The sequence below is a fragment of the Thioalkalivibrio sp. ALE14 genome, assembly GCF_000376845.1.
Lineage (GTDB): Bacteria > Pseudomonadota > Gammaproteobacteria > Ectothiorhodospirales > Ectothiorhodospiraceae > Thioalkalivibrio.
Genome location: NZ_AQXY01000017.1, coordinates 25,938 through 38,560, shown reverse-complemented (window position 1 = coordinate 38,560; position 12,623 = coordinate 25,938). Strand labels below are relative to the sequence as shown.

The 12,623-nt window shown below is 67.3% G+C and carries 13 protein-coding genes; 7 read left to right on the top strand and 6 right to left on the bottom strand.

Annotation, left to right across the window (positions count from 1 at the left end; translation table 11 throughout):
- Positions 1 to 172: 172 nt before the first annotated feature.
- Positions 173 to 844: a DNA repair protein RadC gene (gene radC / locus F572_RS0101675; protein WP_017942822.1), complete on the bottom strand. Its 672-nt coding sequence runs from the start codon at positions 842 to 844 to the stop codon at positions 173 to 175.
- A gap of 360 nt (positions 845 to 1,204) precedes the next feature.
- On the opposite strand from radC, the gene F572_RS0101670 reads away from it, so the two are divergent.
- The gene (locus F572_RS0101670; protein ID WP_017942823.1) at positions 1,205 to 3,241 is read left to right on the top strand and encodes a methyl-accepting chemotaxis protein; all 2,037 of its coding nucleotides are present in this window, start codon (positions 1,205 to 1,207) and stop codon (positions 3,239 to 3,241) included.
- 113 nt (positions 3,242 to 3,354) lie between these two features.
- Here the strand turns inward: F572_RS0101670 and ilvD are convergent, their stop codons facing one another.
- Positions 3,355 to 5,211 (bottom strand): dihydroxy-acid dehydratase, encoded by a 1,857-nt coding sequence (gene ilvD / locus F572_RS0101665; protein ID WP_017942824.1) that lies wholly within the window; start codon positions 5,209 to 5,211, stop codon positions 3,355 to 3,357.
- 81 nt (positions 5,212 to 5,292) lie between these two features.
- On the opposite strand from ilvD, the gene F572_RS0101660 reads away from it, so the two are divergent.
- The 3 genes from F572_RS0101660 (at position 5,293) to argA (ending at position 7,516) form a co-directional block, all read left to right on the top strand.
- Entirely contained in the window at positions 5,293 to 5,565 is a 273-nt protein-coding gene (locus tag F572_RS0101660; protein WP_017942825.1) for a heavy-metal-associated domain-containing protein, read from the top strand.
- A 3-nt stretch (positions 5,566 to 5,568) separates the two neighbouring features.
- The gene (locus tag F572_RS0101655; protein WP_017942826.1) at positions 5,569 to 6,045 is read left to right on the top strand and encodes a DUF192 domain-containing protein; all 477 of its coding nucleotides are present in this window, start codon (positions 5,569 to 5,571) and stop codon (positions 6,043 to 6,045) included.
- Between the two features lie 103 nt (positions 6,046 to 6,148).
- Positions 6,149 to 7,516, top strand: coding sequence for an amino-acid N-acetyltransferase (gene argA, locus F572_RS0101650; protein ID WP_038033923.1), 1,368 nt, complete (start codon positions 6,149 to 6,151; stop codon positions 7,514 to 7,516).
- A gap of 23 nt (positions 7,517 to 7,539) precedes the next feature.
- Here the strand turns inward: argA and dksA are convergent, their stop codons facing one another.
- Positions 7,540 to 7,965, bottom strand: a complete 426-nt coding sequence (gene dksA / locus F572_RS0101645; protein WP_017942828.1) for an RNA polymerase-binding protein DksA — start codon at positions 7,963 to 7,965, stop codon at positions 7,540 to 7,542.
- A gap of 162 nt (positions 7,966 to 8,127) precedes the next feature.
- Here dksA and F572_RS0101640 point away from each other — a divergent pair, with 162 nt between their 5' ends.
- The 3 genes from F572_RS0101640 to murU are packed head-to-tail and all read left to right on the top strand — an operon-like array spanning position 8,128 to position 10,580.
- On the top strand, positions 8,128 to 8,910 hold the full coding sequence (locus F572_RS0101640) for a metallophosphoesterase (RefSeq protein ID WP_017942829.1): 783 nt from the start codon (positions 8,128 to 8,130) through the stop codon (positions 8,908 to 8,910).
- Positions 8,907 to 9,902 (top strand): aminoglycoside phosphotransferase family protein, encoded by a 996-nt coding sequence (locus F572_RS0101635; protein ID WP_017942830.1) that lies wholly within the window; start codon positions 8,907 to 8,909, stop codon positions 9,900 to 9,902. The genes F572_RS0101640 and F572_RS0101635 overlap by 4 nt, the downstream gene beginning before the upstream one ends.
- 3 nt (positions 9,903 to 9,905) lie before the next feature.
- Complete coding sequence (gene murU, locus F572_RS0101630) at positions 9,906 to 10,580, top strand: N-acetylmuramate alpha-1-phosphate uridylyltransferase MurU (RefSeq protein WP_017942831.1); 675 nt, start codon at positions 9,906 to 9,908, stop codon at positions 10,578 to 10,580.
- Between the two features lie 39 nt (positions 10,581 to 10,619).
- On the opposite strand, the gene F572_RS0101625 is transcribed toward murU, so the two are convergent.
- The 3 genes from F572_RS0101625 to F572_RS0101615 are packed head-to-tail and all read right to left on the bottom strand — an operon-like array spanning position 10,620 to position 12,504.
- The gene (locus F572_RS0101625) at positions 10,620 to 11,108 is read right to left on the bottom strand and encodes a DsrE family protein (protein ID WP_026143137.1); all 489 of its coding nucleotides are present in this window, start codon (positions 11,106 to 11,108) and stop codon (positions 10,620 to 10,622) included.
- 21 nt (positions 11,109 to 11,129) lie between these two features.
- Positions 11,130 to 11,951, bottom strand: a complete 822-nt coding sequence (locus F572_RS0101620) for a hypothetical protein (protein WP_017942833.1) — start codon at positions 11,949 to 11,951, stop codon at positions 11,130 to 11,132.
- Entirely contained in the window at positions 11,941 to 12,504 is a 564-nt protein-coding gene (locus F572_RS0101615) for an RNA polymerase sigma factor (protein ID WP_017942834.1), read from the bottom strand. The genes F572_RS0101620 and F572_RS0101615 overlap by 11 nt, the downstream gene beginning before the upstream one ends.
- Positions 12,505 to 12,623 lie beyond the last annotated feature (119 nt).

Sequence of the window (12,623 nt, the reverse complement as noted above, 5' to 3'; positions counted from 1 at the left end):
AAAGCGACGAAGTAATCGCCATCCGGATGCCCCGGGCAGATTTTCGGCCGATTGCCTGCCCCGGAAGATGGCTTCGTCGCCTGCGGCTCCTCGCAATGACCACTTGATGTCGGACCCGCGGCCGGCAGCTCACCATGCTGCAACGCGGACGTGCGAATCAATCAGTGTTTCCTTAGAGCTCGCCGCGCTCGGCCAGGGAGACGCTCTCGTCGGCGACGATCACATGGTCGAGGACACGGATATCCACCAGCCCCAGGGCATCGGCCAGGCGGCGGGTAATCGCGACATCCGAGCGCGATGGTTCGGCCACCCCCGAGGGATGGTTGTGCGCCAGGATGACCGCCGCCGCGTTGTGATGCAGCGCGCGGCGCACGACCTCGCGCGGGTGCACGGACGCCCCGTCGATGGTGCCGCGAAAGAGCTCCTCGAAGGCGATGACCCGGTGGCGGTTGTCCAGGAACAGCACGCCGAAGACCTCGAAGGGGTAGTCGCGCAGGCGCGCGGCGAGGAACTGCCGGGTCGCCCCCGGCGAGGTCAGCGCGTCGCCCCGTGCCAGGTCGGCGGCCAGGTGCCGACGCCCCATTTCCAGCACCGCCTGCAGCTGGGCGTACTTGGCATCCCCCAGCCCCGGGGCGGCGCAAAATCCGGCCTGATCCGCCTGCAACAGCGGCCGCAACCCGCCAAAACGGCTGAGCAGATCCCGCGCCACATCCACCGCACTCTTGCCGGCGACACCGGTGCGCAGAAAGATCGCCAGAAGCTCCGCATCCGACAGCGCGGCCGCGCCACGCTCGATCAGCTTTTCCCGCGGACGCTCGGCCGCGGGCCAGTCGGTAATCGCCATTGCCACCTCCGTGTGGCCAACATGCTTTTCAAGGCCGCCCCCCGATACGCTCGCAGGGAAACGGTATCGTCCACACCGGCATTCCGCGAGAGAAGCCACAGAACATCAACCGGTCGAGCGCCCAGTCTGACACAGGGAACGACAAACAACCGGGCCGGACACCAACCGATGTCACCGTGACCGCTCTCGGGATCCGGGGTCGAACGTCCAGCAGCGCTCTGACGCCGGCCCCACGAGCCCGCTTTGAAGAGCTTGGTCTCAAGAACCGGGCCATCCGGCCGCTATATTCCGAGCTGCTTGGCCGCTTGAACTTCGAGACACCCGCAAGAAAGACGCAAAAAACACGAAAAGGGGACATCCATGGACGGCTTCTTCCATCCTGCCACCTGGCTGATGAATCGCTTCCGGTATCCGGTGAAATTCGGGCTAATTTTCATCGTGGTCCTGTTGCCACTGCTGCTGCTCAGCGGTATCACCCTGGTCAATCTGAATGAAAGCATCCGCTTCGTGGCCAACGAACGCCAGGGGTTGACCTATATCGACGCCGCGCGCGAGCCAGTGGAATATATCCAGCAGCACCGCGGCATGATGGCCGCCCTGCTGGGCGGTGACGAAGGCGCACGCGACCGATTGCGCGAAATCGCGCACGACGTTGACCGGGCGCTGGGAGCCCTGGCAGCGGTGGACCGTGAGCTCGGCGAGGCCCTGGGAACAAGCCGCCAACTGGACCGAATTCGAGAGGCCTGGGAGGGCATCCGCACGGACGGGGACACGATGGCACCGGCGGAGAGCCTGCAGCGCCATACCGCTCTGATAGCCGACCTGCTCGATCTGATCGGCCATGTTGCCGACGCATCCGAGATCACCCTTGACCCCCATCTCGACAGCTACTATCTCGGCGACGCCCTGACCAATGGTCTTCTGAACCTGACCGAAACCATGGGACAGGCCCGGGCGGTGGGCTCCGGTACCGCAGCGGCGGGCGAATTCACCGGGGATAACCACATTCGCCTGGCGGTGCTCTCCGCCAACATGGAAGCGATCGCAGGCGACCTCGCGGCCGGCCTCGAAGCCGCGTTCTCCACCAATCCTGTGCTCAGAGAACGCCTGGGCGGACTGGTCGAGCGCAACGAAACCGCCGTAGGCGAATTCGCCAACATCCTGCAGAGAGAGCTGCTGGACGCCGACATGATCGACATCAACGCCCGCGAGGTGTTCGACGCCGCCACCCGCTCAATCGATGCCACTTTTACGCTGTACGACGCAACCGCACCCGAGCTGGACACGCTTTTCGCAGACCGGATCCGCAGCGACACGCTCGTTCGCAACCTGGCAATCGCCGTGGTCGTGGGCGTTCTTCTGCTGCTCGCCTATCTGTTCGTCGGGCTGTATCGCTCGATCAAGGACAGCGTCGAACAGTTCAATGAGGCAACCGAGCGCATGGCGAGCGGCGACCTCACGACCCGGGTCGCCATCCCCACCCAGGACGAGATGCACGAGGTCGGGGAACGTTTCAACAGCATGGCCACACAGTTCGAAGCCCTGATCCAGCAAATCATCGGAGCCACCGAACAGCTCGCCTCAGCCTCCGAAGAACTGGCCACCGTCTCGCGCGAAAGCGCCTCCAACGTCGAGCGTCAACGCCAGGAGACCGATCAGGTTGCCACCGCGATGAACGAGATGACGGCTACCGTGCAGGATGTCGCCGGCAATGCCGCCAGTGCTGCTGACACCACCCGCAATACCGACCGCGAGGCGAACAGCGGACTGGATGTGGTGACTTCAAACTCCAAGTCCATCGGCCAACTGGCCAGCGAGATCGAAAACGCGGCCGGGGTCATCAAGAGGGTGTCATCGGACAGCGAGACGATCGGCACTGTGCTCGACGTGATCAAGGGCATCGCGGAACAGACCAACCTGCTGGCACTCAATGCCGCGATTGAAGCCGCTCGAGCCGGAGAGAGCGGGCGCGGCTTCGCGGTGGTGGCGGACGAGGTTCGCACCCTCGCCTCGCGCACCCAGGACTCCACCCAGGAGATCGAGGAGATGATCGAACGCCTGCAAAGCGGTGCCCGCGAGGCGGTCAAGGTGATGGATCACAGCCGCGAGCAGGCCCAGACCGGCGTCGAACAGGCCGACCAGGCCGCAAAGGCACTGCAAGCGATCACGCAAGCGGTGAGCAACATCAGCGAGATGAACACCCAGATCGCTTCGGCTGCCGAACAGCAAAGCGCCACCACCGAGGAAATGAACCGCAGCATCGTCAGCATCCGCGAGATCGCAGAGCAGACGGCCAGCGGTTCCGAACAGACCACCTCGGCCAGCGACGAACTGGCGCGCCTGGCCACGGAGCTTCAGGTCCAGACCAGCTCGTTCACCGTCTCACAACGGGGCTAGCAGATCGGCATGGTCGCCCCTGGCACGCGGTTCACCAAAAGGAGGGTTGCACCGAGGGGGCAACCCCGGAGCACCTTTAAGCGGTGGCCGGGATCGCCCCACGCGTCGAACGGCTACGCTTCGTCGAAGCGGGAGATGTCGCGCACCGCGCCGAACGCAGCCGAGGTCGTCATCAGGGCGTAGGCGCGCAGGGCCTGGGACACCTGGCGGTTCCGCGACTCCGGCTTCCAGGCCTTCGGGCCGCGGGCCTCCATGGCCTCGCGCCGGGCCGCCAGCGTGGCGTCATCGACGTCGATGCGGATCTCGCGCCCGGGGATGTCGATCACGATGGTGTCACCCTCCTCGATCAGGCCGATCGCGCCGCCCTGTGCCGCCTCCGGCGAGACGTGGCCGATGGACAGCCCGGAGGTGCCGCCGGAGAAGCGCCCGTCGGTAATCAGCGCGCATTCCTTGCCCAGACCCTTCGACTTCAGATACGAGGTCGGGTAAAGCATCTCCTGCATCCCCGGGCCGCCCTTCGGGCCCTCGTAGCGGATGATCACCACGTCGCCGGCCTGCACCTGGTCACCGAGGATGGCCTCGACGGCCGCGTCCTGGCTCTCGAATACCCGCGCGGGACCGGAGAACTTCAGGATGCTCTCGTCCACGCCGGCGGTCTTCACGATGCAGCCGTCCGGGGCCATGTTGCCGTACAGCACGGCCAGACCACCGTCCTGCGAGTAGGCGTGCTCGATGTCGCGGATGCAGCCGTTCTCGCGGTCGATGTCCAGGCTGTCCCAGCTCTTGTCCTGGCTGAACGCAACCTGGGTGGGCACGCCACCCGGCGCGGCCTTGTACAGCGTCTCGGAGGCGGCGGCGTGGCGCATCACGTCCCACTGCTCCAGCGCCTGGCCCATGGTGTCGGCATGCACGGTGGGGATATCGCGATGGATCAGGCCACCGCGATCCAGCTCGGCCAGGATGCCGACCACGCCCCCGGCGCGGTGCACGTCCTCCATGTGGTAGAGCTGGGTGGCCGGGGCGACCTTGCACAGGTTCGGCACCTTGCGCGACAGGCGGTCGATGTCGGCCATGGTGAAATCCACCTCGCCCTCGCGCGCCGCGGCCAGCAGGTGCAGCACGGTGTTGGTGGAGCCGCCCATCGCGATATCCAGACTCATCGCGTTCTCGAAGGCCTCGAAGGTCGCGATGGAACGCGGCAGCACCGAGGCATCATCCTGCTCGTAGTAACGCTTGGCCAGCTCGACCACGCGCTTGCCGGCCTGCTCGAACAGCGACTTGCGCCCGGCATGAGTGGCCAGCAGCGAGCCGTTGCCCGGCAGCGACAGGCCCAGGGCCTCGGTCAGGCAGTTCATCGAGTTGGCGGTAAACATGCCGGAGCAGGAGCCGCAGGTCGGGCAGGCGGAGCGCTCGATGGACTCCACCTCCTCGTCCGAGGCATTCGAGTCCGCGGCCTTGACCATCGCGTCCACCAGGTCCAGGTGGATAACCTTGTCGCTGCCCGGGGCCTGCACCTTGCCGGCCTCCATCGGCCCGCCGGAGACGAACACCACCGGGATGTTCAGGCGCATCGCGGCCATCAGCATGCCGGGGGTGATCTTGTCGCAGTTGGAGATGCAGACCAGGGCATCGGCGCAGTGCGCGTTGACCATGTACTCCACGGAATCCGCGATAATCTCGCGCGAGGGCAAGGAGTAGAGCATCCCGCTGTGGCCCATCGCGATGCCGTCGTCCACCGCGATGGTGTTGAATTCCTTGGCCACGCCACCGGCCTTTTCCACCTCGCCGGCCACCAGCTGACCCAGGTCCTTCAGGTGCACATGCCCGGGCACGAACTGGGTGAAGGAGTTGGCAATGGCGATAATCGGCTTGCCGAAGTCGCCGTCCTTCATGCCGGTGGCACGCCACAGGGCGCGGGCGCCGGCCATATTACGGCCATGGGTGGTGGTGCGAGAGCGATAGGCAGGCATGGATGATCTCGTGAACGTTTATGCAGAGGCGGAATCGTACATAATGAGCGATACAAACCCCAGTATTCCGAGGTGTCAGCAATGAAAATCGAAGTCGAAAACATCAAATGCGGCGGCTGCGCCAGCTCCATCCGCAAGGGCCTGCTGCAGGTCGAGGGCGTCACCGGCGCCGAGGTGGACGTGGAAGGCGGTGCAGTCGAGGTCGAGGCCCCGGACAACGCCCGCGAGGCGGTGGCGGCCAAGCTGGCCAGCATGGGCTACCCCGAGGTCGGCTCGGTCTCCGGCTGGGGTTCCGCCAGCGCCAAGGCCAAGTCCTTCGCCAGCTGCGCCGTGGGGCGCATGAGCGGCGAATAACCTGTGACGGCCTCGCCCTGGGCCTGGGGCCGGGCACTCCCCGGCCTTGCCGGGCTGCTGCTTCTTGTCCTCGGCGCGAGCCTCGCGCACGGGGAGCAAGGACTACCGACCTCCGAGGTCAACGTCGGTGAGCAGACGCTCAGCATCGAAATCGCCGCCACCGAGCGCAGTCGCCGCATCGGCCTGATGCACCGCGACCACCTGCCCGAGGATCACGGAATGCTGTTCATCTGGCCTCGCGCGGCGCAGTACGGCATGTGGATGCAGAACACCCGCATCCCGCTGGATGTGGCCTTCATCGATGCGGATTTCACGATCACCAACATCGCATCCATGACGCCCCACTCCACCCGCATCCACGAGGCGAAACGTCCCGTGCCCTACGCCCTGGAGGTCAACGCCGGGTGGTTTGCAATGCACGGCGTCGAGGCGGGCGATCGCGTACCGGACCTCGGGCGGCTTGTCGGCGGGAACGACTGACGCCTTTTCGGGGCAACGCGGCCCTGGGCTCCGCACGCGCAAATTGATCCGTGTTTCCCTAGACTGTCGGGTCAGGGGACATCCACAGGAAACGGACAGCCACGTGACCGCCACACCCAGCCCATCCGCTCGCGCGGCAACACCCTTGCGCCGGACCCCGCAGCCCGGGGAGCTAGCGTGGTTCCGCGATGCCGTGCCGTACATCGCGGCCCATCGCGGGCGCACCATGGTGATCGCGCTGGCGGGCGAGGCCGCCCAGGCGCCGGAATTCCCGGCGCTGATGCGCGACATCGCCAAGCTCAATGCCCTCGGCATCCAGGTCGTGCTGGTCTACGGCGCCCGCCCGCAGATCGAGGCGCGGATGGCCGAACGTGGACTGACCCCGGCCTACGCGAACGGCCTGCGCGTGACCGATGCCCCGGCACTGGAAGCAGTGCTGGATGCGGTCGGCCGGCTACGCCTGCAGATCGAGGGCCTGCTGTCGCGCAGTCTGGGGCAGCCGGGTACCGGCAACGCCCGGCTGCGCGTGGCCAGCGGCAACTTCGTCACCGCCCGCCCGCTGGGCGTGCGCGACGGCGTGGACTTCCACTACACCGGCGAAGTGCGCGGAGTGGACACCGACGCACTGACGGCCTTGCTGGACCGCGAGCAGGTCGCCCTGGTCTCGCCACTTGGCTACTCGCCCACCGGCGAGGTGTTCAATCTGTCCGGCGAGGATGTCGCGACCCAGGTGGCGATCGCGCTGAACGCCAACAAGCTGATCTTTCTGACCGAGGCCGGGGTGCTGCGCGACCCCGAGCACGGCGTGCTCGACCAGCTCACGGTGCCGGCCGCACGGGAACTGCTGGAGACCGCCGGCGGCATGCCGGAGGAACTGGCCAACCACCTGAGGAGCGCGATCGACGCCTGCCACCGGCGCGAGATGCGCGTGCACCTGGTGGACCGGCACGACGACGGCGGGCTGCTGACCGAGCTGTTCACCCGCCAGGGGATCGGGACACTGGTCTCGCGCGAGCCACTGGAACGCCTGCGCCCGGCCACGCTGGACGACGTCGGTGGCATCCATGCCCTGCTGGAACCACTGGAGGCCGAAGGCATCCTGGTGCACCGCGCGCGGGAGCACCTGGAACTGGAGATCGACCGTTTCCAGGTGCTGGAGGCCGACGGCCTGATCATTGGCACCGCCGCGCTCTACCCCTTCGAGGCGGATGCGGCCGAGATCGCCTGTCTGGCCCTGCACACGGACTACCGCGGGAGCGGCCGCGGCGACCGCCTGCTGCACGCCATGGAACAGCTGGCGCGGGAACAGGGCATCCGGCGCGTGTTCGTGCTCACCACCCGCACCGCCCAGTGGTTCCAGGAGCGCGGCTACACGCCGGGCCAGGTGGAGGACCTGCCCGCGAGCCGTCAGACCCGCTACAACCAGGCGCGCAACTCGCGCGTGTTCACCCGCACACTGGACCCCGCGTAGCCGCGCAACGCGCGCGGCGGACCCTACTGCGCGTAGCGGGCCTCGTCACGTTCATGGGCCTCCTGGGCGGCCACGCTCAGCGTGGCGATAGGCCGTGCCTCCAGCCGGGCAATGCCGATCGGCTCGCCGGTCTCCTCGCAGTAGCCGTATTCGCCGCGATCAATGCGCGCCAGCGCCTCGTCGATCTTGTTCAGCAGCTTGCGGTAGCGATCCCGCGTGCGCAGCTCCAGGCCGGCGTCCGTCTCGTGGCTGGCGCGGTCATTGGGATCGGGCTCCTGCCAGCTCTCGCTGCGCAGGTGTTCCAGGGTCTGCTCCGATTCATTGATCAGCTCCGCACGCCAGGCCTCGAGCTTGGCGCGAAAGTAGTCCAGCTGACGCGGATTCATGTAGGGTTCGTCCTCGGACGGACGGTACCCGGCATCCGGGCGGGTCTTGGTTTCCTGGCTCATCTCGGGCCCCTCGCCAGGCCCCTTTCCCGCCCCATGCGGAAAGGCCCCGGCGCGATACGCGGTACACCCGACCGAGTATAGGGCAATAACCCCGCCGGGCGGCAAATACGAAAACGCGTTCCTATGCACAACCCAGGCCCCAGAGAAATCGACACGCCCCGCATGCAACGCATTCTCCAGATCAGCGACACCCACCTGGGCCGGGAACCGGGCCCGATCCGGCCCGGCTATCCGGACAGTGACCATCAGCTCGCGCGGGTCCTCGAGGCGCTTGCGCGGGACGAGCCCCGCCCGGACCTGCTGTGGCTGACCGGCGACCTGGCCGAGGACCCCGCGCCGGACGCCTACACGCGCCTGCTGGGCCTGCTGGACCGGCACATGCCCGACTGGGCGGTGGCGGGCCTGGCCGGGAACCACGACGACTGGTCCGCCCTCAATCGCGCCTTTACGGCTGCCGGGCACGCCCTGGACGGGCACCGCGTACTCGGCGAGTGGATCCTGGTCGGCATCAACTCGGCGGTCTCCGGCCAGGCAGCGGGACGCATCGTGCCCGCCGAACTGGAACGTCTGGATCAGGTCCTGACCGCCCACCCGGCGCACTGGGCGGTGATCGCCGTCCACCATCCCGTCGTGTCGATCGAAAGCGTCTGGATGGATCGTATCGGCCTGACCAACCCGGACGACCTGTTCGCAGTACTGGATCGTCATCCGCGCGTGCGCGCCTGCCTGTTCGGCCACATTCACCAGGACTTCCGCGGCGAGCGCCGGGGCGTCGAGCTGCTCGGCTGCCCCTCCACCTGCGTCCAGTTCGCCCCTGGCGCCGAGCGGTTTGCGCTGGATACCGAGCACCCCGGCTATCGGGTGCTGGAATTACAACCGGACGGCCAGCTCGATACCCGCATCCAGCGCGTACCCGGCCAACACCCGGCGGAGGCCGGCGCATGATCCCGGACGACGCCCGCAGCCAGTTGCTCAAGGACTGGCTGGAACATCAGCCGGGGACGTTCACCGACCTGGCGCTGTTGCGCGCGGACGCCAGCTTCCGGCGCTATTTCCGCCTGCGGCGCGACGGCGAGTCGGTGGTACTGATGGACGCCCCGCCGGAGCGCGAGGCCACCGAACCGTTCGTGCAGATCGCCGGGCTGCTGGAGTCGCTGGGGCTGCGCCCGCCGCACGTGCTGACGCACGACCCGGCGGCCGGCTTTGTCCTGCTCGAGGACCTCGGCGACCGGACCTTTACCCGGGCCCTGACCGAAGGCGCCGCGGAGGGCCCGCTGTACGACCGGGCGATCGACACCCTGATCCAGCTCCACCGTGCCCGGCCGGTCACGGCCGCGAACGCCCCGGCCCTCCCCGCCTACGACACGCCGCGCCTGCTCGACGAGGCTGTCCTGTTTGCCGACTGGTACTGGCCGGAACGTCACGGTACCGCGATGGAACCGACGCAGCGCGACACGTTCCTGGAAGCCTGGCGCGAGACCCTCGAAGGTCTCCCCGCCCTCGACGACACACTGGTTCTGCGCGACTTCCACGTCGACAACCTGATGCTGCCGCCCGGCGAGGACCGCGGCTGCGCCGTGCTGGACTTCCAGGACGCGGTGATCGGCAGCCCGGCCTACGATGTCGTCTCGCTGCTGGAGGATGCCCGTCGCGAGGTATCGCCGGACACAGTGGAACGCGGACTGCAACGCTACTTCGCCGGGACCGCCGGCGACCGCGAGGCCTTCATGCGCCACTATCGCGTCCTCGGCGTCCAGCGCACCACCAAGATCCTCGGGATCTTCGTGCGCCTGGCCCGGCGCGATGCCAAGCCCCGCTACCTGGAACACCTGCCCCGCCTGCACCGCCTGCTGGCGCAGGGGCTGACCCATCCGGACCTGGCACCGGTCGCCGCATGGTTCGACCAGCACATGCCCGAGCGACTGCGGGAGGACTAGGCGATGCGCGCGATGATCCTGGCCGCCGGACGCGGCGAACGCATGCGACCGCTCACCGACCACTGCCCGAAACCGTTGCTGCCGGCCAGAGGGAAGCCTCTGATCCGCTACACACTGGACCGCCTGAAGGCCGCGGGCTACGAAGAGGCTGTGATCAACCTGGCGCATCGGGGTGATCAGATTCGCGCGGCCCTGGGCGACCATCACGCCGGCCTGCTCATTCATTATTCGCCGGAGCCCGAAGGCGCACTGGAGACTGCCGGCGGCATCCGCCAGGCCCTCGACCGACTGGGCGACGAACCGTTTCTGGTCGTCAACGGCGATGTCTGGTGCGACCATCCGCTGACGCCGCCGGAGACGATGAAGGCGGGCGCTGACCGCCCCCTCGCGCATCTCGTGCTGGTCCCCAACCCGGAACATCACGCGCAGGGCGATTTTGCCCTGGACGGCGACCGGGTCGGGCTGGAAGGTGGCGAGATGCTGACCTTCAGCGGCATCGGCTGGTACGACCCGGCCCTGTTCCGGGACCTGCCGCCGGGTCGGCGCGCTCTTGGCCCCCTGCTGCGCGAGGCCATTGCGGCCGGCCGGGTCACCGGCGAGCGCCACACCGGCGAGTGGCGCGACATCGGCACCCCGGAGCGCCTGGCGGCGCTGGACGCCGAACTTCAAAAGCGCTGAGCGCTCGCGCCGGCCCGCATGAAAGCGGGGCGACGCCGGTCAAGGCTTGATGTAGGTATACCCGGCCCGCTGCAGGCGGGTCAGTTCAACGATCCCGCTGGGCACGACATCCTTCTCCGCAACCTCGTGCAACGCCTCGCGCTCGATGCCGCGCGTCTCCATCGTGTTGCCACACACCAGGAAGCGCACGTCCTGCAGCTTGAGGGTATTGACGGTGCTGCGCAGGTCCGGATCCGTGCGCGCATTCTGGAGCAGACTGATGCCGCTGCCATGCGTCAATACCTTGATCTCCAGCGGCATATCGGCCGGGGTGCCATCGATGTGATTCTGCAGGTTGCGCAGGGCGTTCAGGTGGAGTTCCGGGTCATCGGTATTGATGTGATAGACGACCCGTAGCGGCTCATCGGCCGCCGGTGCCTTGGCGATGGTGCCAAACAACAGGGCCGTCGCACCGCCCGCCATCAGCATCAACAACAACGCCCCGGCCAGAAACCAGCCGGGGCGTATTGCTCGTCGATCGGCGTTCATCGAGACTCCGGAGACACCGGATCAGACCTTGATGTAGATCCAGCCCTCGGCCTGACGGCGAGCCGCCTCGGCGACGCCGGAATCAATCAGCTCGGCCTGGGGCAGGATATCGACCGCCTTTCCCTCCTCGCGCGCCAGGCGGTTGAGGGTCTGCGCACAGGCGGTAAAGCGCAGCGTGGGGTAGTCCTGCGCCATGCTGGCGACACGCTCCGGATACGGGGCGCTGTCGGCGCGCAGCAGATCCATCGCGTTATTGTGCACCACCACCTGCACATTCAGGTCGCGCCCGACGCTGGCCGCCTCGCGGTACATACTCTCGATGTCGTCCAGCAGCTCGGCCATCGCACGCGTATCGGCCTCGTTGATGTGCAGCAGGATCTGGTCGGTCTCGGTGGCCGAAAACACGGGCTGCGTGGCCGCCGCACCGCCAGCCCGATCGCTGCTTGCCACCCGGGACAGGGCCCCGGAGTCGCGCTCGATCGCGGCCGACGAGCCGCCGCCGAAGAAACCGGCGTCGCGGGTGATCTCGTAGCCGCCCAGCGAACCCACGACCAGCGCGAGCACCCCGGCGGCCACTGACGGGAACCAGGCCGAACGCCCGCCGCGCGACAACCGGCAGCGCCCGCCCGGGGCGCCCGCACGACCGGCCGGCACGTCCTCGTACGCCATGTTCACCAGCTCCTTGAGCTGGTGCATGTCGCAGACCTCGCGGCTCAGGTGCTCGCTGGAGGCAATCGTCTTCAGGGTGTAGAGACGATCCTCCGGCGAGAATTCGCCATCCACGAAGGCATTGAGGATCTCCTCGCTGGGCCGGTTCTTCGCACTCAGTCGTTCATTCGACATGCCGATTCCTCACTACCTTGAGATAGGGTGTATCGGCCGCTTTCCCCGTGTCGGCCTGCTGCTCCAGCAGCACCTTCTTCAGCTGCGCCCGAGCCCGGCTCAGGCGACTCATCACGGTGCCGATCGGTACGTCCAGCACCTCCGAGACCTCGGAGTAGGCAAAGCCCTCCAGGTCCACCAGCGCGACCACCTGCCGGTGATCGGTGCTCAGTTCGGCCATCGCCCGGTGAACGTCCGCCACCATGCGGTTGCGTTCGGTCTGCTGCTCGGGGCAGTCCTCGCAGGGCAGCTCCATGCTGTCCACATCCACCGTGTCCTTCTGCCGCCGGCCCCAGTCGCGGTAGCAGTTGGTCATGATGCGGAACACCCAGGCCTTCAGGGCGCTCTCGTCCTGCAACGACTTCAGCCGCGTCAGGGCCTTCATCATTGCCTCCTGGACCAGATCATCCGCCAGCGCGGCGTCGTGACACCACGCGAAGGCCATGCGGTACATCTGGGGCCTCAGGTCGCATACCTTCTGGCGCAGCCTGCGCTGCGCGAACCAGGTCGCCATGTTGCATTTCCTCCATCCGCAGGCCGTACGTGCGGCCTTGCTTGTTCTTGTACCCTGTAGGACGCTACCGGGCGCGGGGCTATTCCGGTCTCCGGCCTTTCGACCGCACAAGCCGCGCA